Below are 20,924 nucleotides of genomic sequence, written 5' to 3'. Positions count from 1 at the left end.
AGGCATGCGATCCGCGCTGAAGTTTGTGAAAGGCTTTATACCACGACAGTCACTCGAATGTCAGGTGAACGGCCCCGCGGTTCCAGTGCGCACAGGCCCATTGCAGCAAATCTTCCACCGGGCCAGTCAATAGTGATCGTGGAGGCTGTTGGTTCAGAGCGTTCAATGCGGCAATCAGGTTCTCTACCGGAGTGCGATTATCCAGCGCGGCAGCATGGTTCTGTTTGGATAACTTCTGCCCTTTGTCATTAACAATCACAGGAATGTGAAACCAGTTTGGTGGTTTTGCTTCGAAAGCCCGGTAAAGCTGCAGTTGCTGGGCCGTCATGTCCAGTAGGTCTGAGCCGCGCACCACATGGGTAATGCCCTGGGCGATATCATCTACCACCACGGCAAGCTGGTAGGCGAAAAAGCCTTCTTTGCGCAAAATAACCGGGTCGTCTATTTCGGCGCGGACAACCTGATGCTGCGGCCCCAGTAGCTGATCATGCCAGAGGCATTGGTCTTCGTTGAGTGCAAAGCGTATGGCAAAGGGCTGATCGCGGGCGCTGTCATCGTCTCGGCAATGTTGCGGGTGCCTGCCATGATTGGCTTGCAACTGTTTGCGTGAGCAGATGCAGCGATAGGCGTGGCCTTGGCTCAGTAAGTGCTCAATAGCAGTGTGATAGGCCTCATGGCGCCGCGACTGAAAGTGTACCGGCTCGCTGGGAAACAGCCCGTGGGCGTCAAGGCTGTTAAGAATTTGGCCTGTGGCCTCTGCGGGTTCCCGCAGAGGGTCGAGATCCTCAATGCGAATTAGCCATTGCCCATTCTGGGACTTAGCTTCCAGGTAGCTTGCCAGTGCTGTAACCAGCGAGCCGAAATGAAGCGGGCCTGTGGGGGAGGGGGCAAAGCGGCCCCGATAGGTGTGAGAATAGGTGCGAGAGTTGGTCATGAATCAGACCATGTGGCCGGCAGGACCTTATTAGGCTGCGCCGGCCAGGTCAAACTTGCCGCCTTAGATGCCAGTCTGGCGCTCGCGAATTTCGGCAAGGGTTTTGCAGTCAATGCATAGTGTTGCGGTTGGGCGTGCCTCAAGGCGACGGATCCCGATTTCAACACCACACTGATCGCAAAAACCATAGTCGTCTTTGTCGATACGATCGTTCGTCTGGTCGATTTTTTTGATCAGCTTGCGCTCACGATCACGGGTGCGCAGTTCCAGGCTGAACTCTTCCTCCTGGGTTGCGCGATCACTGGGATCTGCGTAGTTTGCTGCATCTTCCTGCATGTGGTGCATGGTGCGGTCCACTTCTTCCATCAGATCCTGCTTCCATTGCAGCAGCAGATTTTTGAAGTGCCCCAGCATCTCCGCACTCATGTATTCTTCACCCTTCTTCATTTCATAAGGGGTGAAGTTTGTAAAACGTTCGCGTGATTGGTCTGCTGTGGTTGCCATATGACCTGGCCTCTTTGTATATACCTCACAAGAACGCTGTGCTTCCCTGCGCGCCAGCCCCCGCCGCGGCGCGGTTATTACTTGGATGAAGCAGTCGTCCTGAAACGGGATTTTGCGGAAAATAGCAGATTAGTCACGGAGGTGCCAGCCCTGTGATGCCTACTTCGCACTTGGAGAGCCTATGAAGTTCCCGGAACCCTTGATTGAAGGGCGTTTAATTCGACGTTATAAAAGGTTTTTAGCCGACGTGCGATTGCCTGATGGCACGGAAATAACGGCCCACTGTCCCAATACCGGCTCCATGCTCGGCTGCCAGCCGACCGATGGCAGGGTATGGCTTAGCCTTAGCAATAATCCTGCGCGTAAATTGCCGTATACCTGGGAGCTTGTCGAAACGGCCCCGGGCGTGCTGGCCTGTGTGAATACGGCAAGGCCCAATGCGCAGGCGCGGGAAGCCATTGCAGCTGGTCGTATTGGCGAACTGAGGGGCTATACCCATTGCCGCCCCGAGGTAAAGTACGGTGCGGAGAAAAGCCGGATCGATCTGCTACTCTCCGGGCATGGGTCGGAACCGGATGCCTGGGTAGAAGTGAAGAACGTAACCCTTGAGGAATCCGGTCAGGGTTTCTTTCCAGACGCAGTGACAACTCGCGGCCAGAAACACTTGCGAGAGCTTATGGCGCAGGTTGCGCTCGGCGACAGGGCTGTGCTGCTTTTTGTGGTTAACCATACCGGCATTGAAACTGTGCGGCCTGCCGATCACATCGATCGGCATTACGGTCAGCTGTTGCGGCAGGCGTGTGACGCCGGCGTGGAAGTCTTGGCCTATCGGGCAAGCCTAGGTCGAGACGACGGCCGTCCGTCTGGCGGGATGGCTTTAATGGAACCTGTCCCAGTTATTCTGGAGATCTGACTTCCAGAGTACCCTCGATTTCTCGCAGGTCTAACGCAGTGAGCGCGTCACCCTGGCAAGGCCCAGCAATACACTCACCGTCTCCTGGCTTGAACAGGGCGCCGTGGGTGGAGCATTGAAGGAACAGGTTGTCGGTGTCCATGAAGCGACCGGGCATCCAGTTCAGCTCAACGCCCATGTGAGGGCATTGATTCAAGTAGGCTCGGGGCGCTGTGCCATCGAGAAACACGAAGCCTGTTAATGGCAGGGTGTCGGCGCTTGTCTCAACGTTGTGCTCAGGGCCGGCCAGCGAGAACTCAACAAACCTGCCAGCCTGCAACTCTTGCCTGGCGCACACCGGCTGCCATGGGTTCATTTGCATACCTGTCATTTGCTGGCGCTGTACCGCATCCGCGTGCCGTGGTTTAAGGACATCACAATCTCGTCTGCTTCAAGCCTGTGCGGGAAAAAACACCCGGAAATCTTGGCGCCGGCAATGCTGGCACCTTCCATTTTCGAGAGGCTGAGGTCTATACCCCGGAGATCCGTGCCTCGGAAGTAAGCGTGGCTCAGGTCGAGGTCCTTGGCGTCCAGCCCGCGTAAATCCAACCCTCGAAAGTCCCCGTGCGCAAAGCTGGGCAAGTCAACCCGCGCTGATTTCTCGGAATTGAAAGCCTCGATATCTTCCTTGCGAAGAGTTTCGTAGAGCGGGTCATCGATATGGCGCACTGAGTCAGTTTCCATGATTCTTCCTTATGGCGTTCAGTTCCGGTTCTTCAGCGAGTATAGCCTGCAAAGTGCTGACGTATGCGGTCTGCGACAGCCTGCGCTACGTGTTCCTGGTCGCTGCGCAGGTGCATCGTATGGCTTTTTTCCACCGTCGTTAGAGGTTCAAACCAATCTTTCTGGGCGTCCAGCAGTTCTTCTGTTGCCTCGGAGGCGTCGCCCTTGCGTTTGCGTACCCATTCTTTGCGAAGCTTTTCAGGTGCTTCGCAGTGGACCAGGGCAAAGGGCACTCCCTGGCTTTCTGCAACGGCGGCAAACAGTGCCCGCTCTTTCTCTTTTAGGCAGGCGGCGTCGGCGATGACGGGCAAACCTGCGGCGAGCAGGTCGCAGGCCAGCTTTGCTAAGCGCTGATAGGTTTTTTCATTGGCCTCGGTAGAGTACAGATTTCCCCCGGCGGGCGACTGGCTGTCTTCCAGTGGTGCAAGGCCATGCAGGCGCTTGCGTTCAATATCAGACCGCAGGCGGATAAGCCCCAGCTCACCCGCCATGGATGCGCTGATACAGGTCTTGCCGCTAGCGGAGAGGCCTACCGTGGCCAGCAGGTAGCGGTTCGGGATGGTGCTGTAGTCTTCTGCCAGCTGAGCATAATCGCGATAGCGCTGCATCAGGGCCTCTTTTTCTTCTTCGCCCAGTGCTGGGTTGGCCAGGGTGAACAGTGCAATTTTCCCTCGCACCAGTGCCCGGTATGCCTTGTAAAGCGGCAGTAGGGGCAGGGCATCGAAATCGTCCCGGTACTCTAGGTAGGTATTCAGAACCAGGTTGGCCAAAGCTGCTTCACCTCGGGACTCCAGGTCCATCAGCAAAAACGCAAGGTCATTGATTACGTCGATGCAGCGGAAGGGCTCACTGAATTCAATGCAGTCAAACACCGTGACCTTGCCGTCGTAAACGGTGATGTTAGCCAGGTGTAGATCGCCGTGGCATTCACGCACAAAACCATCGCGTTTGCGCTGTGCAATCAGATCACGGTGGCGATCGAAGGTGGTCTGCGTCCATGCCTCAAGGTTGTCGAGCTGGCTCAGCAGAGCGCGATCGTCGATCATCGGCCGAAGCTGGTCGAAGTTTTCCTGCATGGCCGCGTACACAGCTTCTGGGGTACCCAGAGGTTTATCGTCTGGTATCGGTTCCAGGCTGTCGTGGAAGCCGGCTACCTGCTGCGCGAGGCTGGAAAGCAGTTCCGGTTTGAGGGAGCCCGCTTCCTGTTGCTGATCAAAAAGCGCGTTCTGGCGGAACTGGCGCATTTTCAGCACGTATTCAAACGGCTCGCCTTCGCCGCCGATAACGGGCTGCTCGGGGGTTCCGGTAATCGGGAGTACTTCCAAGTACAGGGGTTCGGCCAGGCGGCGGTTCAGGCGCAGCTCTTCCTCGCAAAAGTGTTTCCGACGCGCCAGTGTGGAAAAATCAAGAAACCCGAAATCCATAGGTTTTTTGATCTTGTAGGCGTACTGACCGGTTAGGACCACTTGGGAAATGTGGGTTTCGATAATCTGGAATCCGTCAACCGGATGGTTGTACAGAGCCGGGTTCTGCATTGCCAGTAACAAATTGCCGGGGGATGTTTCACTCACGGTGCGCTCCTCGCTTCCCTGAACTTATTGAAGTTTTATTGGCCCATCATAACGGGCAGGTTACATAAATAACACATAGATGGCCTGCCTTATGTCGTGCAGGCTTCGTTATAATCCGCGGATGAAAAAAAACAGATCTCCTTCGAAGCCCAATAGAAAGCCCCAAAGTAAAAACGGCCGGAACGGACGTCGCTCCTGGTTCTGGAAAACTTTTATCCGAGTGTTCGCCATTGGCGCTGTATTGCTGGCGGGCTGGATGGTCTATCTCGATGCGGTTGTCACCGACCGATTCGAGGGGCGGCGTTTTGAAGTGCCCTCGCGGGTTTATGCGCGGCCTCTGGAACTTTATAACGGCGCCGGTCTGAGTTCCGGCGCGCTGGAGCGGGAGTTGGCGCTTTCGGGTTATCGCAAAGGCGATGGTGCAAAACCCGGCAGTTATCGTCGCAATGGCGGCCATTTTATTATCGGCACCCGAGGCTTCCGCTTTCCTGATAGTAATGAGCCTAGGCGCAAGCTCTCATTGAATATATACGGGGACCGCGTTCAGGACTTTTCTGTGGCGGGCGGTGATAATGCTGCAATAGTGCGGCTGGAACCGGCCCGTATTGGCGGAATCTACCCAGCGCACAAGGAGGATCGGGTTCTAGTGCGCCTGGATGAAGTTCCGGTTCAGTTACCCGCCGCACTGATGGCGGTGGAGGACCGGAAGTTCTATGACCATATCGGAATCGCACCTGCCTCCATTGGCCGTGCCATGCTTGCCAATATGCGCGCCGGGCAGATTGTTCAGGGTGGCAGTACGCTGACACAGCAACTGGTTAAAAACTTTTTCCTTACCCAGGATCAAACCCTACTGCGCAAGGGCAATGAGGCCTTGATGTCCATCTTGCTCGAGCTGCATTACGAGAAAGGCGACATACTGGAAACCTATCTGAACGAAGTATATTTAGGGCAGGCAGGCACCCGGAGCATTAATGGGTTCGGGCTGGCCAGCCAGTTCTATTTTGGTGAATCACTGAAAGATCTGGATGTGCATCAGATCGCCCTGCTTGTGGGTATGGTCAAAGGGCCAAGCTACTACAATCCCCGCCGGCACCCAGAGCGGGCTACGCAGCGGCGCAATCTGGTTATCAGCGAGATGGAAGATGCAGGCCTAATCGATTCGTCGAAAGCGGCTCGTGCTCGTGGCTTGTCACTTGGTGTTAGCGCCAAACCGTCGTACTCGGAAAACCGTTATCCTGCCTATATAGATCTTGTTCGAAGACACCTGGCGCGGGATTACAAAGAAGAGGATCTGCGCAGCGAGGGGCTCCGAATATTCACCACACTCAACCCGGCTATTCAGTATGCCGCTGAGTATGCCGTTACCGATACCTTGCCGAGGCTGGCCAGTGGCGACGCCGCCGAAGCACTGGAAGCGACCCTTGTAGTCACCGCCAAGGATACCGGTGAGGTACTGGCCATCGTGGGTGGGAAAGACCCACAGTTTGCAGGATTCAACCGGGCTTTGGATGCTAATCGCCTGATTGGGTCGCTGATTAAACCATTCACCTACCTCACCGCGCTGGAGCAACCGGAGCGCTATACCTTGATGACGCCGGTGTTGGACAAGTCGTTCACCCTCGAATTTGACGACGGGCGGCGCTGGGAGCCAAAAAACTACGATGGCAAGGAGCGGGGCGAAGTTCCCTTGCATCGTGCTCTTTCGAAGTCCTATAACCTTCCGGCGGTTCGGGTAGGGTTGGATGTTGGCGTTCCGGCCGTTCGTAAGACCTTGCGAGCCTTTGGTGTCGTCACGCCCATTTCTGACTACCCCTCCATGCTGCTGGGCTCGGTTTCCATGAGCCCCGTAACAGTCGCCCAGATCTATCAGGGGCTGGCCACCTCCGGGTTTAATACCCCTTTGCGCACTATTCGGGAGGTGACGGATTCCCGAGGGAATGTGCTTTCGCGCTATAGGCTAGAAGTGGATCAGGTCGCAGACCCGGCCGCAGTGCATCTGGTGCAGTACGCCATGCAGGAAACCATGCAGGAAGGGACTGGGCGTTCGGCTTATTATTCGGTTCCCAAAGAGCTGACGCTTGCTGGGAAAACGGGAACAACGGATGACGGTCGTGATTCCTGGTTTGCGGGGTTCAGCGGTGATTTACTGGCAGTTGCCTGGGTAGGGCGGGACGATAATGGCCCGACGGCATTGACCGGTGCCACCGGGGCCCTGCCGGTGTGGTCGCGATTCATGGCGCAGGTGCCACAACATGGGTTTTCACCGGTGGTACCCGATGGCGTGAATTATCACTGGGTAAACCCCGAAAAGCAGGCATTAACCGATGAGTATTGCGATAATGCGCGCCTTCTGCCGTTTATAGCGGGTAGCGAGCCGACACAGACTGTGTCCTGTTCTGGTACCTTTGAGCGGAAAATTCGAGGTTGGTTTGAAGGATTGTTCCAATGAGTAGGCAAGGTGTTATTCATGCAGGTATGTTGGCGGCTCTTCTGAGCGTGGCGGGCTGTGCCTCCGGCCCGGGTGGTTCTATTTACGTGCCCGCAGGGGGCGGCTCGCGCGCGCCGGAACCACCACAGACGGCTGAAGACAAAGAGGAATCGCAGGTCTGGCGCAAAAGCGAACAGGCTGAAGGCCAGGAGCCAAGTCAGCGGCCTCAGCGCAGTAATAAACCGAGTTATCAGGATGCCGGGGACGACCTTTCCCCCGCGGCCCTTGGCTTGGTTCGTGAAGCGGACAATCTTTTAAAAAACGGTGACGCTCAAGGAGCCATTGTGCGGCTGGAGCGTGCGCAGCGGATCGCGCCTAGATCGGCAGAGATATACTTTAAATTGTCGGAAGCGTATGTGGCCGGTAACAAATTTGGGCCTGCAGAGCAGTTTACCTTGAAGGGGTTATCGCTGGCGGGGAATGATGCTCGGCTGCAGCGTGCGGGCTGGCTGTTGCTGGCGGATATCCGCCGGGCTAGGGGTAACGTGGCCGGGGCCAATCAGGCAGAAGAAAGGGCGTCTAACCTTTAATAAATGCAGTGCTGAACGCCTGCCCGAAGTGCTCTCCGGGCGGGCGTTAGTTACGCTTACAGCCCGGCGTTCTTCAGCCGGTTGGCGTGCTGCTTGTATACCGCCTTAGGGTCTGTCTCAAACAGGCTGTGAAGCCCCAGCAGTTGGTTAACTTCATCCAAGTGGTTCATGAAGTAGTTGTCGCGGATTACCTTACCGAAGTGGTTACTGCAACGGCCTACTAAACCATCATTTTGCTCTAGTCCATAAGCCAAGCGAGTTACGCCCAGCAACACATCTGAAGGATCCAGCATGTTGGTTAGAACGCCGGTGCCGCCCCAAGAGTAGAAACGGATGCCATTCTCTGAATAGGTGCCTTCACCGCATGCAGAGGACGGGATACCTGCAGGCGCAAGCTGATTGAAATCGGCACTACCCTGTGTAGTCAACGACTGTAAGCTGGCACTTGTATCTTGGTCGAATCCGCCATCGGACATCAAGTCGATAAGGCCGCCCAAGGCGTTACCTAGAGTGCCAACAAAGCCCTCAGCCGGTGAATCATGGAGGAGGTCTGCTACTGCGGCTCCCTTGTTTGGTGCGCCAACCGTGGTTACGGACGCAACCAGATCTGGACGAACAGCCGATATATAACGCGCAGTAGGGCCGCCATGGCTATGACCGATCAGGTTAACCTTGCCGTGAACGGCCGCGATGGCCTCCACTTGTGGCAGCAAGGCTTCGCCGCGAGCGACGGTGCTATCCAGTGCCTGAACTTGGGTGGTGTAAACCTCCGCACCATTCTTGCGCAAATCCTCTGCGATGCCATACCAGTAATCCACACCGGCGACGGAATCAAAGCCGAACATGCCGTGAACCAGCACTACTGGGTACTGAGTATCTGTGTAGCCGGAAGGTTCGGCATTCCACCACCAGGCTGCTGAGGGGGCCGACCAAGCAACGGTCAGGGCGAGTGTCATTGTTTTAATCCAGATTTTCATTGTTTTTCCTACAGTTTGAGATTGTGTTTGTTATTCAAACTGCGGCCAACCTAACGGGTTGTACCCAGATAATGCGTACCTGTGCCGTACGTGTGAATGTAACGGCTTGAGGCCTCTGTTTGCTGACTTCTATATTGTATTTGTTAGGTTCATGCCGGCAGAGCATCTCTAAAGATCCACAGAGATGTGGCCATAATTTGATCAGAAGGGAGGGCAAGTCAACGGCAGAAGAGGCAAATGTGATTTATTGGCCGTGAAAGTGTGACGATGTTCGCGAAACTAGCCCAGCAGGACATGTTAGTGCGTCAGATCCTGCTGGGAACCCGTTCGGAAAACTGTCAGTTTCGCCTTTTAAAGGGAGGCCATTACTTTTTTCGCAGCTACGACCGTATCGTCAATGTCCTTATCGGTCAGTGCAGCGCTGGTGAAGCCAGCCTCAAATGCGGACGGAGCCAGGTAAATGCCCTCTTTTAGCATGCCCTGGAAGAACTTCTTAAAGCGTTCTACATCGCATTTCATTACCTGGTCAAAGCGAGTGATACTGGGCTCTTCTGTGAAGAAGAAACCAAACATCGCGCCTGCGCCCTGAACCGCTAAGGGAATGCCTGTCGCATCTGCAGAAGCTTTCAAGCCGTCACGTAACTTACGGGTTTTTTGAGTTAGGCGATCATGAAAGCCTGGTTCTGAAATGGCGTTCAGCGTGGCAAGACCGGCACACATGGCCAGTGGATTGCCGCTGAGTGTGCCGGCTTGGTAAACCGGCCCGAGCGGGGAGATGTGCTCCATGATTTCTCGCTTGCCACCGAAGGCGCCAACAGGCAACCCGCCGCCGATAATCTTGCCTAGGGCCGTCAGGTCAGGAGTTACGCCGTACAGCTCTTGAGCCCCGCCCAGTGATACCCGAAATCCGCTCATCACCTCGTCGAAAATCAGCACGGTTCCGTGCTCATCGCAGACCTCTCTAAGCGCTTCCAAGAAGCCCGGAACCGGGGGGATGCAGTTCATGTTTCCCGCAACCGGCTCTACGATAATGGCGGCAATCTGGTCGCCCATTTCTTTGAACGTTTCACGCACGCCATCGATATCATTGAAATCCAGAGTAAGCGTGAGCTCTGCCAAACAGGCGGGTATGCCGGGTGAATTGGGCACGCCCAGGGTCAGTGCGCCGGAGCCGGCCTTCACAAGCAGTGAGTCCACGTGCCCGTGGTAGCAGCCTTCAAATTTTACGATCTTGTCGCGCCCGGTGTAGCCGCGGGCTAGGCGTATAGCACTCATGGTGGCTTCTGTGCCAGAGTTCACCATGCGTACCAGGTCAATAGAAGGTACCAACTCGCAAACTTTGCGAGCCATATCGGTTTCGATTGAGGTGGGGGCGCCGTAGCCAATCCCAAGATCCACCTGAGCGTGCAAGGCATCTTTGATGCGTTGGTCCGAGTGGCCAAGAATCATCGGGCCCCAAGAACCAATGTAATCGATGTAGCGTTGGCCGTCCTCGTCGTAAAGATATGCGCCGTTAGCATGTTTAAAAAAGATGGGGGTGCCGCCCACTCCACGAAATGCACGAACCGGAGAGTTAACACCACCGGGAATGTATTTTTGAGCCTCTTCGAACAGGGTTTCGGAGTGCGTCATTTGTGAGAGCTCCAGTTATCGGGGGATTGAAAAAGTGGGTGGTGGCTGGCAAACAGCCTCTGAAATGTTTTTGCCTTTTGTTCTGTCGCCTCGGGGCTGCCCCCGAAAAGCCCGCCGGCAACCGCCAGCAAGTCAGCACCTGCGCGGATGAGCAGCTCACCGTTCTGTGTGGTGATGCCGCCGATCGCGGTAACTGGCCGGTTGAAGCGTTTTGCTTTGGCCAGTATATCGGTTGAAGCTGCCGAAGCTTCGGGCTTAGTTGAAGATGTAAAAAAGCGGCCAAAAGCCAGATAGTCTGCGCCTGCGTCTATCGCTGTTTGTGCCAGTGCGAGATCCGCATGGCAGGTAATACCGATGATGGCATTATCTCCAAGCAGGCAACGCGCCTCTGCTGCAGAGCCATCTGTTTGGCCCAAGTGTACGCCTGCTGCGCCTACCCGCTTGGCAAGTTCCACGTCGTCGTTAATGAGCAGTGGAACGCCGGCAGCAGCGCATATTGATTGGAGGTTTCTTGCCTGTGCAAGGCGTTCTGCGGTGGGCGCTAATTTCTCACGGTATTGTACCATCACCGTACCGCCGCGAATCGCCGCCTCCACGGAAGCAATCAATGTCGCCGGAGGTGTAAGTTGGCTGTCGGTAATCGCGTAAAGCCCTATTGGGACGCGCGTGTTCATCGTTCCCACAGAATGCCTCGATCTGGAACTGGCTGGCCCTTGCCCACCGCAAGAGCGTGCAAAATGGTACGGTGCACATAGTTCTGAGCCTGGGCAATTGCGGCGCGGGGCGAAAGCCCCTGAGCTCGCCCGGCCGCAATCGCGGCTGCAAGCGTGCAGCCAGTACCGTGATACTCGCCGCCAATGCGCTCGATATCCCACGTCATGGGCGTAGGCGAATGGTTATAAAGTGTATTGGTGATGCGTATACCCGTGCCATGCCCGCCAGTTGCAAGCACCGATGTGCAGCCTTTCTCGAGCAGTTTGCGCGCAGCCTCGTCCGCGTTATCACTTTCCCCCAGTAGTGCCAACTCTATGCCGTTAGGGGTGATCATTTCGGCCAGTGGAAATAGCCGCTCTTTCATGGTGGCAAGCAGCTCGTCATCGGCCAAATCACCGCCGCCCGCTGCCTTGATTACCGGGTCGGTTATAACCGGAATGTCCGGGTACTTGCCGAGGAACTCCACCAGTACTTCCACTACCGCTGAGTTGCCCAAGGCGCCGGTTTTAATCGCGTGTATGGGGGCGTCCTCAGAGATGCACCTAAGTTGCTGGCGAATCAGTTCCGGGTTAACAGCTTCGGCACCGTATACATTCCGGGTGTCCTGAACGGTCAGGCAGGAGAGCACCGGCAACGGGTGACATCCCAGTGACGTGATGGCCTGAATGTCAGCCTGAATGCCGGCACCACCGGACGGATCCAGGCCGGAGAGAACAAGAACCTGAGGGCGGGTGTAGTGTGAGATGGCTAAAACTCCCTAGAAAGGTTTAACGACGGCGAGAATAACAACGGCTAGCAGAACGAAAACCGGCAGCTCATTGAACCAGCGATAGAATACGTGCCCGCGAGTGTTGCCGTCGTCGCGAAACACCTTAACCAGGTGTCCGCAATAAAAGTGATAAACGATCAGCAGTGCGACGAGCACCAGCTTCGCGTGGAGCCAGCCCTGGCTGAAGTAGCCTGATACATTGTAGCTAAGCAACCAAATGCCAAATATGACAGTGGCAATCATCGAAGGTGTGGTAATACCCCGATAGAGCTTCCGCTCCATGATTTTGAAACGCTCGCGCCCCGGCTCATCCTCACAGGCGGCATGGTAAACAAACAGTCTTGGCAAATAAAAGATGCCGGCAAACCAGCACACCAGAGAAATTATGTGAAAGGCCTTAACCCACAGCATTGGTCAGCTCCGTCGATATTGGTAATAGCTTTCGATATCAGATTTAAGCACTACGCCATAAACCCTTTGAATCATTGGCGCCACATGGCGCTGCACATACAGGGCCTCTGCGCTGGTAGCGTCAAACTCGTGCAACGCCTCTTCGAGCGTGGCTTGGTATTGTACCGGTGCAATATCACGCCGGTTAGCCGGGATGTCCATCAGATCAATGGATTCGATTGGCTCACCCGCCTCTTCAGCCGCCATCTCCTCAGCGTCTTCCAAGTAGCGGGCCAGATCAACTGCGGGTAGCAGAGATGTAGGGCCGTTTTTGCCCTCGACTATCAGCCATTTAGGTTCCGCTTTAAGGGCTTTTCGGGCCTCTTCAACCGTCAGGTGTCGATTAATGCGAAGAACACCCTTATCCATGATTGCCGCCACGGACACCCGGCGCAAGGCCTGGATAACTGGCGAACTTTGATAGCTCAGGCCCTGGCTTTTCAGTACGGTCAGGAACAGTGACTTCTTCCCGAATGCTTCACTGGTGATCAGTGTGGCGGTGGTAATAACCAGCATGCCAGGGAGAATTATGTTGGGGTTGCGAGTTAGTTCTAACAACGCCATAAGCGCCGCCAAAGGTGCTTGCAACACTGCGCCCATCATCGCTCCCATTCCGAGCATGGCGTAAAATCCAACGGACGAGGCATGGCCAGGTATAACCTCCGCGCCAATCAGTCCTAGAGCCCCGCCAAGCGTTGCGCCCATGAATAGCGTTGGGCCGATAATGCTGCTGGGCATGCCCAAACCAACCGTTAGGGCGGTAATCACGAGTTTCGCCACCCCTGCACTGAGCAAAAGCCAGAAGCCTAATTCGCCATTAATGGTCGCGTTGACGGTGTCGTAGCCAATTCCCATGGTCTGGGGCACCAACACAGCGACAGGCACCATGAGCGCGCCGGCAATAATGACACGGAGCAGAATCGGCCGGTGATTGAATCGCCCCATGGAATCAACCAGATGTATAAACAGCGCCGCCGAAACGCCAATTATGACTGCAAGGACCAGAATCCAGGGTATCTCAAGTAGCGAATTCATAGTCAGTGCAGGAACGCTGAAGGCGGGCTCCGTGCCATACCCAACCTGCGTTACTACCGCCGCGCTGACAGAGGCAAGCACAATGGGTGTAAAGCCCGCGATGGTGTACTCCATCATCACCACTTCCATAGCGAAAATGACTCCCGAAATGGGGGTGTTGAACGATGCGGAAATAGCGGCCGCGCAGCCGCAGGCCACAAGAGTGCGGATGCTATTATTAGGCAGTCGCATCCACTGCCCCATCAAGCTTGAAAACGCAGCTCCCAAATGCACGGCTGGCCCTTCACGGCCCGCCGATTGCCCGGTAACAACGGTTGTAACGCCCACGATGAATTGAATAAAGGCGCTTTTGGCGGAGATGTAACCTTGATGGTAGTTTAGGCGTTCCATGACATGAACGACGCCAACTTTGCGATCCTGGGTGGCAAGACGGTGTAAAAAAAGACCCAGACCAAGAGCCCCGACGAACGGCAGCAACCCTCGGGTGAGAATGTCCAGGTTCTCGAATGTTTCAGAGGCATAAACTTCAGAGCCGTCCCCCGGCAGGAAATACTCAAGGGGCCACTCGATCGCGAGGCGGAAGATCAGAATAACGCCGCCAGTCACTAGGCCAGATAGCAGACCTAGTACGGCGAGTTGGGGTAACGAGTCGACGCCAGAAAGCCTGCGCGAAAAGACATTAACCAAGTTTTCTCTAATCTCATGCCAAGTTTTTTTCATGGATGCCGGTATTCCGGTGGTCTGCCAAAGGGTTTCTCACAACATTGTAACTGTCGCCCTGTAAGCTGCAATAAGTCGTTGGTTTATCATGCTAGACTAAACTATTAAACTCCCAAATCCTGATACGAATACGCTGGAGAGCAAGTTGATTAAAGTAGGTATCGTAGGTGGCACCGGGTATACCGGCGTCGAACTGCTCAGAATCCTCGCCGTTCATCCGGACGTTACGGTTAGCTGTATTACCTCAAGGTCGGAGGCCGGGATGCCAGTGTCCGATCTGTTCCCGAACCTCCGTGGACATTTTGATCTGGCCTACTCAGAGCCGGATCCTAGCGTTTTGGCTGCGTGCGATCTTGTGTTTTTTGCAACACCCCACGGCGTTGCTATGCGAATGATTCCGGAACTGATGGCATCTGGTGTGCGAGTTGTTGATCTCTCGGCGGACTTCCGCCTTAAGGATTTGCAGGTTTGGTCTGAGTGGTACGGCATGCCCCATGAAGCGCCGGAGTGGGTTGAAAAGGCGGTATACGGGTTGCCTGAAGTCGCTCGCGATGAAATCTCCAAGGCGCAACTGGTTGCTAATCCTGGGTGTTACCCCACGGCGGTGCAACTTGGTTTTCTGCCCCTATTGGAGCAAGGCTTGATTGATCCGTCGCGGCTTATTGCCGATGCGAAATCCGGTTCCAGCGGCGGTGGCCGGCAGGGTAAAATCGGCATGTTGCACGGTGAGGTAGGAGAAAGCTTTAAGGCCTATGGTGCGTCGGGTCATCGCCATCTACCCGAAATTCGCCAGGGCTTGTCTGAGGCTGCAGGCGTTGCGACAGGCGTTACATTTGTGCCGCACCTTATCCCGATGATCCGCGGCATTGAGGCAACTCTGTACGCGGAACTGAAGAATCCGGCTGATTTCGATCGTCTACAGTTGCTGTTTGAAGAGCGTTATCGTAATGAGCCATTTGTTGATGTAATGCCTTTCGGTAGCCATCCGGAAACTCGAAGTGTCCGGGGCGCCAACTTGTGCCGTATGGCGTTGCATCGCCAGGAGCAAAGTAACGTTGTTATCATCTCCTCAGTAATTGACAACCTCGTAAAAGGTGCAGCGGGCCAGGCAGTCCAGAACATGAATATTATGTTTGGCCTCAAAGAAACCTTGGGTCTTGAAGCCCCTGCATTGCTGCCTTAAGGATCACCTGTGAGTGAACAACGCAAGCCGGCCGAGGAATATGTTGTTATCCGCCATCGGCCGGGATACAAGTTGAAGCGAACGTTGATTCTGCTGGCGTTCACGATTATTGCTGCGGCCGCCGGTTATGCTGCTGGGCTTGCGCAGGGTGGCTTTCGCTTCACCAGTGCGGAGGCTTCTAACGAGCGATTGGAAGATCAAGCCGCGACGTTGAAAACCCGTTATCGCGAGGCCCGACAGCAACTGGTTAATCTTGAACGTGGCAAGCTGATCGATGAGCAGGCGCTGAACCAGGCTCGGGAAATTATTGTTGAGTTGGAAACCCGCACTGGCGATTTGAAGTCTGATCTTACGTTCTATAAAAATATCATGGCGCCATCCGAGACCAGCAAGGGGTTGCAGGTTGATCGCTTTTCACTGGCCAGCGACCGCGAGGCTGACGTTTATAACTTTAAATTGGTGCTGACACAGGTTGGCAACAACAAGAGCTATATTTCCGGCGTCGTGGCCGTCAACATAATCGGTAAGCGTGGTGATGAGAAAGAAATCATCGCACTGCGCGATCTGTCTCAGGACATTGAAGATCTCGGCGTAAAATTCCGCTTTCGGTATTTTCAGGACGTGGAGGGTAAACTGGCGCTGCCTGACGGTTTCGAGCCATTCGAAGTGCAGGTGGTTGCCCAAGCCGAAGGAAGCAAATCCTCGCAGGCTGAACGCACATTCAACTGGGATGATTTAACGGAGAATTAAAGATGCTTGGCAAGAAAAAGCAGAAACAGAAGCCCCGCCGGCCCACTGGCAACTTTGACACACTGATTTCATCACGTACTACCGTAGAAGGCGATATACACTTTTCTGGTGGTTTGCATGTAGATGGCCATATTCGCGGCAAGGTGCTGGCTGAGGAGGGCAGTGATGCTGTCTTGCGGGTCTCGGAGGTCGGTGAGATTACCGGCGACATATCGGCACCGCATGTGATCATCAACGGCACTGTTAACGGCGATGTATATGCGACGGCTCACCTTGAGCTGGCAGAAAAGGCCGCTATTAACGGCAGCGTTTACTATAACCTCATCCAGATGGCCATGGGGTCGTCAGTAAATGGCAATCTTGTTCATCAGCGTGAATCTTCCGGGCTGCTAACCCAAGATAAAACGCCGACAGACGATGCTTTGCCCGATGCGGGGTTCGGCGAGCCATCGGAAGAGGATGGTGGAAAATCCGAATAGTTGATTGTTTTAGTCAGGAATACCATAATCACTTAAGTTGTATCAGGTAATCTGGAGGCGAACTTGAGTGTAGTTCAGCAGCAAATGGCAGCACCGCTGTTTTTCAGCGACAGTGCGGTCAATAAAGTACGTGAACTGGTTGAGGAGGAGGGTAACTCCGATCTCAGGCTGCGGGTGTTTGTCACGGGTGGTGGCTGTTCCGGGTTTCAATACGGGTTCTCATTCGATGAAAGCCAGGATGAGGAAGATACAGTTGTTGCACGGGACGGTGCGACTCTGTTGATCGATCCGATGAGCTACCAATACCTGGTGGGAGCCACCGTCGATTATCAAGAAGGACTGCAGGGTTCCCAGTTTGTGGTACAAAACCCCAATGCCAGTTCTACCTGTGGTTGCGGAAGCTCGTTCACCATTTGAGTTTTGCTAGTGGCCTGCACCCGGAGAATACATCTAGGGTTCAGGCGGGGTAGATGGCGCCAAGTATCCGGGGGCCTTTAGCTCCGGTCACTTCTGGTAGATTTCCCGGCTTGCGTTCCATCGTTTGTCGGGCCAGCCATGCAAACGCCGTTGGCTCCACCCATTGAGGGTCAAGGCCCAGCTCGTCGGTATTGAGCACACGAATGGGGCTAAGGGCTTGAGAAAGCTCCCTCATCAGCAGCCGGTTACGCGTACCCCCTCCGCAAGCATAAACCGCCATACCTGGCGACTGAGGCATTTGCCGAACGACCGTGATCACTGACAGCTGGAGCAGTGTGCGCTGAACGTCTTCCGGCCGGGTTTTACTGTGCCGCAGCACCAGAGTTTTGACCCATTCGAGATTAAATTTCTCTTTCCCTGTGCTTTTTGGCGGCAGACGCTCGAAGTAAGCATCTGAGAGCATATCGCTTAGCAGCGCCTGGTCGACTATCCCCTCTTGGGCCCACTGACCATGTTCATCGTAGGCGCGGCCGGTTTGTTCATGGCACCAGGCATCCATCAGCGCGTTTGCGGGGCCTGTGTCGAATCCTGTTACCGGGCTGTCTTGGTCAGAAGGAATCCAAGTAATGTTGGCGATGCCACCGAGATTCAGTATGCACCTGTCTTCGCTTTCGGAGCCAAAGAAATGCTGGTGGAAAGCTGGCACCAGTGGAGCGCCCTGCCCGCCTGCGGCCATGTCCCGGCTACGAAAGTCCCCCACGGTTGTGACACTGGTCTTTTCCGCAATGATAGAGGGATTGCCTACCTGAAGAGAGAAGCGGCCAAGGCCTGAAGGTTGGTGACGCAGAGTTTGCCCGTGGCTTCCGATCGCACGAATCGAGGATCTTTCTATACCGGATTTGCGGATTAGGTTTTCCGCAGCGTCTGCAAAAAGGGTTCCCGTTAGTGTATCAAGCTCACCTACTTCATCAGGTGTTGCCTGGTTCTGGCTTGCAAGGACCAAGCGTTGGCGCAAGTTTTCGGGGTAGGGGGTGGAGAGTGCTTCGTGAATACGGACAGTTTTTTCCTGGAAAGACACCAGCACGGCGTCTATGCCGTCCATGCTGGTGCCGGACATCAACCCGATCCAGGTATCCATGGGCCTCAGTCTTCCGAGGCTAGGGCAGCAAGGTGCTGGTAGTTGTTTCTGAAAGCTTCAAACTGCGCAACCTGCAGCGTTGTAGCACTCTTGAATCGAGCCATTTCAGAGGCTGGGATTGGCTGAGCGTCTGGCAGCTTTACGGTTCGGGAGTTGCGCGGTGAGCCATTAACCCGAAACTCGTAGTGCAGGTGTGCCCCGGTTACCATTCCAGATGAGCCAACATATCCGATAGTGTCTCCTTGCTTTACCCGTGCCCCCGTTTTCATGCCTTTGCCGATCCGGCTCATGTGCGCGTACAGAGTAGTAATGTTGTCGCCGTGCTTCAGAACGACTGTGCGACCATAGCCACCTTTCCAGCCGGAGAACTGAACTCTGCCATTGCCCGCTGCCTTGATTGGAGAGCCCGTAGGCGCGGCATAATCTGTGCCTTCGTGGGGGCGGACAACATCCAGAACCGGATGGCGGCGCTGCAGATTAAACGAAGAAGAAATGCGTGCACTGATCGGCGTACGTAAAAAAGCCTTGCGCATGCTTCTGCCATTGGCCGCATAGTAGTCACTGTCGCCATTGCTGTCTGTATACAGCAGAGCAATGTTTTCCTCGCCCCGATTTATAAAACGGGCCGACAGGATGCGGCCGGTGCTGAACTTTTCTCCGTCGAGATACAGTTCCTCATAAACCACCTCAAACCGATCGCCTTTGCGGACATCGTAGACAAAATCTATATCCCAGCCGAATATTCCGGCAAATTCCATTGTCAGCCGATCGTTAAGCCCGGCTTCGCGAGCTGCGAGGTAAAGCGAGCCGTCAATCGTGCCTGAAGCAAATGCTGGCTTAGGCTCGGGTTCCCGCATTTCCGTTTGGCCTTTAAATGACTCTTCCTGCTTCTCGATCTTCAGCGTTTCCAGCAAGCTGCGCTTGAGTTCAACCGAAGTAAGATTGCCTTCACTATTAGTCGCAAAGCGGATGGTCTCGCCAGCATAGAGGCGCTGCAATTTATCTGCCTCTCCCTCGCCGTGAATAACAGAAAGCATTATGCCGTCATTAAACCCCGCCTTCTTAAAGAGAGAAGACAGAGTGTCGCCTGATTTGATATCGAACGTTTGCCAGTCCAAACCTGATGTCAGCTCGAGATTAGACTGCTCCGGCACTTGCGGTGCTGCCTCAGGCTGAACCTCGGCAACGGATTGCTCAGGAGAAGTTTTGAGTTTTTGCTGCGGCTTTTGCGAGATGATCTTCGACGCGCTCCCCTGTTCAAGATCCAGGGTGTAGGACATTCGTTTGGCCTCAACACCCGCGCTGGGGCTCATCAGAATGGCGGCGGTCACTACAACGGTTGCAGCGGCAGCAATGGTAATGTGTGTTTTTGGGAGCATTTTCAGCACGTATCGCATCCGTTTTAATCGGTATTCCGGCAGCTTGTGCTACCTAGTTAAAGCTGTTGTTCAGGTGTATACCAACAGAATACCGTATAAAAAGTATGTGGAACAGCGCGGAACATTACGGTTGTTGCGCTGCCGGTCGGATTTATTGTGGCGTCATTGATATAATGCGCACGCCCAGACTGCATAGTTTTGTTTAAAAACTGAGCATTTGTACTTTAGCAGGGCGCCGGGTAACGCACAGATTTCTTTTGTTGAAGTCTGTAACTGATAATTTGTGACACTGACTGGGGATGATGAATACATGGCATCTATTGATGAAGCGCTAGCCGTTATCAAGCGAGGCGTAAACGAGCTGATACCCGAAGATGATTTGATCGCCAAGCTGAAGGAAGGTCGCCCTTTGCGTATCAAGGCGGGCTTCGACCCTACGGCCCCTGATCTTCATCTCGGTCACACGGTGCTCATCAATAAGCTGCGGCAGTTTCAGGACCTTGGTCATGAGGTTATCTTTCTGATTGGGGATTTCACTGGGAAGATGGGTGATCCTTCAGGTAAGAGTGTCACCCGACCTCCGTTGACGGATGAGCAAGTAGCTCAGAACGCGATTACCTATAAGGAGCAGGTGTTCAAGATTTTGGATCGCGAGAAAACTCGCGTTGTCTTCAACTCTGAGTGGATGAGTAAAATGACTGCCGCGGACATGATCCGGCTGGCAGGTCAGTATACGGTTGCCCGAATGCTGGAGCGCGATGATTTTACCAACCGCTACCGTGCAGAGCAGCCTATAGCGATTCACGAGTTTCTCTACCCGTTGATACAGGGTTACGATTCCGTGGCGCTAGAGGCGGATGTTGAGTTGGGTGGTACAGATCAGAAGTTCAATCTTCTGATGGGGCGCATTCTGCAAAAAAATTATGGCCAGTCTCCCCAGGCGGTGTTAACCATGCCGATCCTTGAGGGGTTGGATGGCGTTCAGAAAATGTCCAAGTCTTTGGGCAACTACATAGGCGTGAATGACTCACCCGGTGAGATGTACACCAAATTGCTTTCCGTTCCTGATGAACTGCTTTGGCGTTACTTTGAGCTTCTGAGTTTTCGCCCACTTTCAGAGGTGAGCGAGTTCCATAAGGCGGTAGATGAGGGAGCTAATCCCCAGGACTACAAAAAGCTCCTCGCAGAAGAGATCATTACTCGCTTCCATAATGCAGAGGCGGCGCAAACTGCTCACAAGTCTGCGGGCAATCGGGTGGCGCTGGGGGAAATCCCTGAAAACATACCCGATGTGACCGTTTCACTTGATGGGCAGTCCGGCATGCTCATGCCCGCAGTGCTACGCTTATCCGGTCTTGTAAAAAATGGCGCGACAGCCCGCGACGTGCTGAGTCGCGGGGCTGTGTTCGTGGACGGTCAGAAGTTTGAGGGCGATCGAACCTTTGTAGAGGGGGATCGTTGCGTGATACAGGCCGGAAAGAAGAAAATTGCCCGGGTATTGATCGCGGATTGAACGATTTCAGGTCATTTTGAGGTTTTTCAAAATGGCCGTTGACAGATCTGCGTGTGTCTGTAG

General features: G+C 54.5%; 21 protein-coding genes. 8 read left to right on the top strand and 13 right to left on the bottom strand.

The window, feature by feature from the left end; translation table 11 throughout:
• Positions 1 to 49: 49 nt before the first annotated feature.
• Positions 50 to 934 (bottom strand): tRNA glutamyl-Q(34) synthetase GluQRS, encoded by an 885-nt coding sequence (gene gluQRS / locus CPH80_RS12260; RefSeq protein ID WP_096278163.1) that lies wholly within the window; start codon positions 932 to 934, stop codon positions 50 to 52.
• 63 nt (positions 935 to 997) lie between these two features.
• Positions 998 to 1,438 carry an RNA polymerase-binding protein DksA gene (gene dksA / locus CPH80_RS12255; RefSeq protein WP_096278161.1) on the bottom strand — a complete coding sequence of 147 codons (441 nt, stop codon included), beginning with the start codon at positions 1,436 to 1,438 and terminating at the stop codon, positions 998 to 1,000.
• A gap of 181 nt (positions 1,439 to 1,619) precedes the next feature.
• On the opposite strand from dksA, the gene sfsA reads away from it, so the two are divergent.
• The gene (gene sfsA, locus CPH80_RS12250) at positions 1,620 to 2,351 is read left to right on the top strand and encodes a DNA/RNA nuclease SfsA (RefSeq protein ID WP_096278159.1); all 732 of its coding nucleotides are present in this window, start codon (positions 1,620 to 1,622) and stop codon (positions 2,349 to 2,351) included.
• Here sfsA and CPH80_RS12245 read toward each other — a convergent pair.
• Genes CPH80_RS12245 through CPH80_RS12235 form a run of 3 tightly spaced genes read right to left on the bottom strand, consistent with a single transcriptional unit; the run spans position 2,335 to position 4,648 of the window.
• Positions 2,335 to 2,712, bottom strand: a complete 378-nt coding sequence (locus CPH80_RS12245) for a Rieske (2Fe-2S) protein (protein WP_172898598.1) — start codon at positions 2,710 to 2,712, stop codon at positions 2,335 to 2,337. The genes sfsA and CPH80_RS12245 overlap by 17 nt on opposite strands.
• Before the next feature lie 5 nt (positions 2,713 to 2,717).
• Entirely contained in the window at positions 2,718 to 3,074 is a 357-nt protein-coding gene (locus CPH80_RS12240) for a pentapeptide repeat-containing protein (protein WP_096278157.1), read from the bottom strand.
• Positions 3,075 to 3,106: 32 nt separating this feature from the next.
• A complete protein-coding gene (locus CPH80_RS12235) occupies positions 3,107 to 4,648 on the bottom strand; it encodes an AAA family ATPase (protein WP_413772268.1) in 1,542 nt (513 codons plus the stop codon).
• Positions 4,649 to 4,805: 157 nt separating this feature from the next.
• Between CPH80_RS12235 and mrcB the strand changes: the two genes are divergently transcribed.
• On the top strand, positions 4,806 to 7,136 hold the full coding sequence (mrcB, locus tag CPH80_RS12230) for a penicillin-binding protein 1B (protein ID WP_096278153.1): 2,331 nt from the start codon (positions 4,806 to 4,808) through the stop codon (positions 7,134 to 7,136).
• On the top strand, positions 7,133 to 7,705 hold the full coding sequence (locus tag CPH80_RS12225; RefSeq protein WP_096278151.1) for a tetratricopeptide repeat protein: 573 nt from the start codon (positions 7,133 to 7,135) through the stop codon (positions 7,703 to 7,705). The genes mrcB and CPH80_RS12225 overlap by 4 nt, the downstream gene beginning before the upstream one ends.
• 56 nt (positions 7,706 to 7,761) lie before the next feature.
• On the opposite strand, the gene CPH80_RS12220 is transcribed toward CPH80_RS12225, so the two are convergent.
• The 6 genes from CPH80_RS12220 to CPH80_RS12195 all read right to left on the bottom strand — a co-directional run bounded on the left by CPH80_RS12220 (position 7,762) and on the right by CPH80_RS12195 (position 14,002).
• On the bottom strand, positions 7,762 to 8,682 hold the full coding sequence (locus tag CPH80_RS12220) for a lipase family alpha/beta hydrolase (protein WP_096278149.1): 921 nt from the start codon (positions 8,680 to 8,682) through the stop codon (positions 7,762 to 7,764).
• Between the two features lie 351 nt (positions 8,683 to 9,033).
• Positions 9,034 to 10,314 (bottom strand): glutamate-1-semialdehyde 2,1-aminomutase, encoded by a 1,281-nt coding sequence (hemL, locus tag CPH80_RS12215; RefSeq protein WP_096278147.1) that lies wholly within the window; start codon positions 10,312 to 10,314, stop codon positions 9,034 to 9,036.
• Positions 10,311 to 10,997 (bottom strand): thiamine phosphate synthase, encoded by a 687-nt coding sequence (gene thiE, locus CPH80_RS12210; protein WP_197703542.1) that lies wholly within the window; start codon positions 10,995 to 10,997, stop codon positions 10,311 to 10,313. Before thiE ends, hemL begins: the two co-directional genes overlap by 4 nt.
• Positions 10,985 to 11,773 (bottom strand): bifunctional hydroxymethylpyrimidine kinase/phosphomethylpyrimidine kinase, encoded by a 789-nt coding sequence (gene thiD / locus CPH80_RS12205; protein ID WP_413772267.1) that lies wholly within the window; start codon positions 11,771 to 11,773, stop codon positions 10,985 to 10,987. Before thiD ends, thiE begins: the two co-directional genes overlap by 13 nt.
• A gap of 12 nt (positions 11,774 to 11,785) precedes the next feature.
• The gene (hemJ, locus tag CPH80_RS12200) at positions 11,786 to 12,208 is read right to left on the bottom strand and encodes a protoporphyrinogen oxidase HemJ (RefSeq protein WP_096278141.1); all 423 of its coding nucleotides are present in this window, start codon (positions 12,206 to 12,208) and stop codon (positions 11,786 to 11,788) included.
• Positions 12,209 to 12,211: 3 nt separating this feature from the next.
• Positions 12,212 to 14,002 carry a chloride channel protein gene (locus CPH80_RS12195; protein ID WP_096278139.1) on the bottom strand — a complete coding sequence of 597 codons (1,791 nt, stop codon included), beginning with the start codon at positions 14,000 to 14,002 and terminating at the stop codon, positions 12,212 to 12,214.
• 145 nt (positions 14,003 to 14,147) lie between these two features.
• Here CPH80_RS12195 and argC point away from each other — a divergent pair, with 145 nt between their 5' ends.
• The 4 genes from argC (at position 14,148) to erpA (ending at position 16,831) form a co-directional block, all read left to right on the top strand.
• A complete protein-coding gene (argC, locus tag CPH80_RS12190; RefSeq protein WP_096278137.1) occupies positions 14,148 to 15,185 on the top strand; it encodes an N-acetyl-gamma-glutamyl-phosphate reductase in 1,038 nt (345 codons plus the stop codon).
• A 9-nt stretch (positions 15,186 to 15,194) separates the two neighbouring features.
• On the top strand, positions 15,195 to 15,935 hold the full coding sequence (locus CPH80_RS12185; protein ID WP_096278135.1) for a DUF6776 family protein: 741 nt from the start codon (positions 15,195 to 15,197) through the stop codon (positions 15,933 to 15,935).
• Positions 15,936 to 15,937: 2 nt separating this feature from the next.
• The gene (locus tag CPH80_RS12180; protein ID WP_096278133.1) at positions 15,938 to 16,414 is read left to right on the top strand and encodes a bactofilin family protein; all 477 of its coding nucleotides are present in this window, start codon (positions 15,938 to 15,940) and stop codon (positions 16,412 to 16,414) included.
• 84 nt (positions 16,415 to 16,498) lie between these two features.
• The gene (gene erpA, locus CPH80_RS12175; protein ID WP_197703646.1) at positions 16,499 to 16,831 is read left to right on the top strand and encodes an iron-sulfur cluster insertion protein ErpA; all 333 of its coding nucleotides are present in this window, start codon (positions 16,499 to 16,501) and stop codon (positions 16,829 to 16,831) included.
• A gap of 40 nt (positions 16,832 to 16,871) precedes the next feature.
• Here the strand turns inward: erpA and CPH80_RS12170 are convergent, their stop codons facing one another.
• Entirely contained in the window at positions 16,872 to 17,969 is a 1,098-nt protein-coding gene (locus tag CPH80_RS12170; RefSeq protein ID WP_096278129.1) for an anhydro-N-acetylmuramic acid kinase, read from the bottom strand.
• A gap of 5 nt (positions 17,970 to 17,974) precedes the next feature.
• A complete protein-coding gene (locus CPH80_RS12165; RefSeq protein WP_096278127.1) occupies positions 17,975 to 19,357 on the bottom strand; it encodes a peptidoglycan DD-metalloendopeptidase family protein in 1,383 nt (460 codons plus the stop codon).
• A 301-nt stretch (positions 19,358 to 19,658) separates the two neighbouring features.
• Between CPH80_RS12165 and tyrS the strand changes: the two genes are divergently transcribed.
• Positions 19,659 to 20,861 (top strand): tyrosine--tRNA ligase, encoded by a 1,203-nt coding sequence (tyrS, locus tag CPH80_RS12160; protein ID WP_096278125.1) that lies wholly within the window; start codon positions 19,659 to 19,661, stop codon positions 20,859 to 20,861.
• Positions 20,862 to 20,924 lie beyond the last annotated feature (63 nt).

The organism is Marinobacter sp. LV10R510-11A, assembly GCF_900215155.1.
Taxonomy (GTDB): domain Bacteria; phylum Pseudomonadota; class Gammaproteobacteria; order Pseudomonadales; family Oleiphilaceae; genus Marinobacter.
The sequence above is the reverse complement of the archived record's forward strand: the minus strand, read 5'-3'. Positions and strand labels throughout refer to the sequence as shown.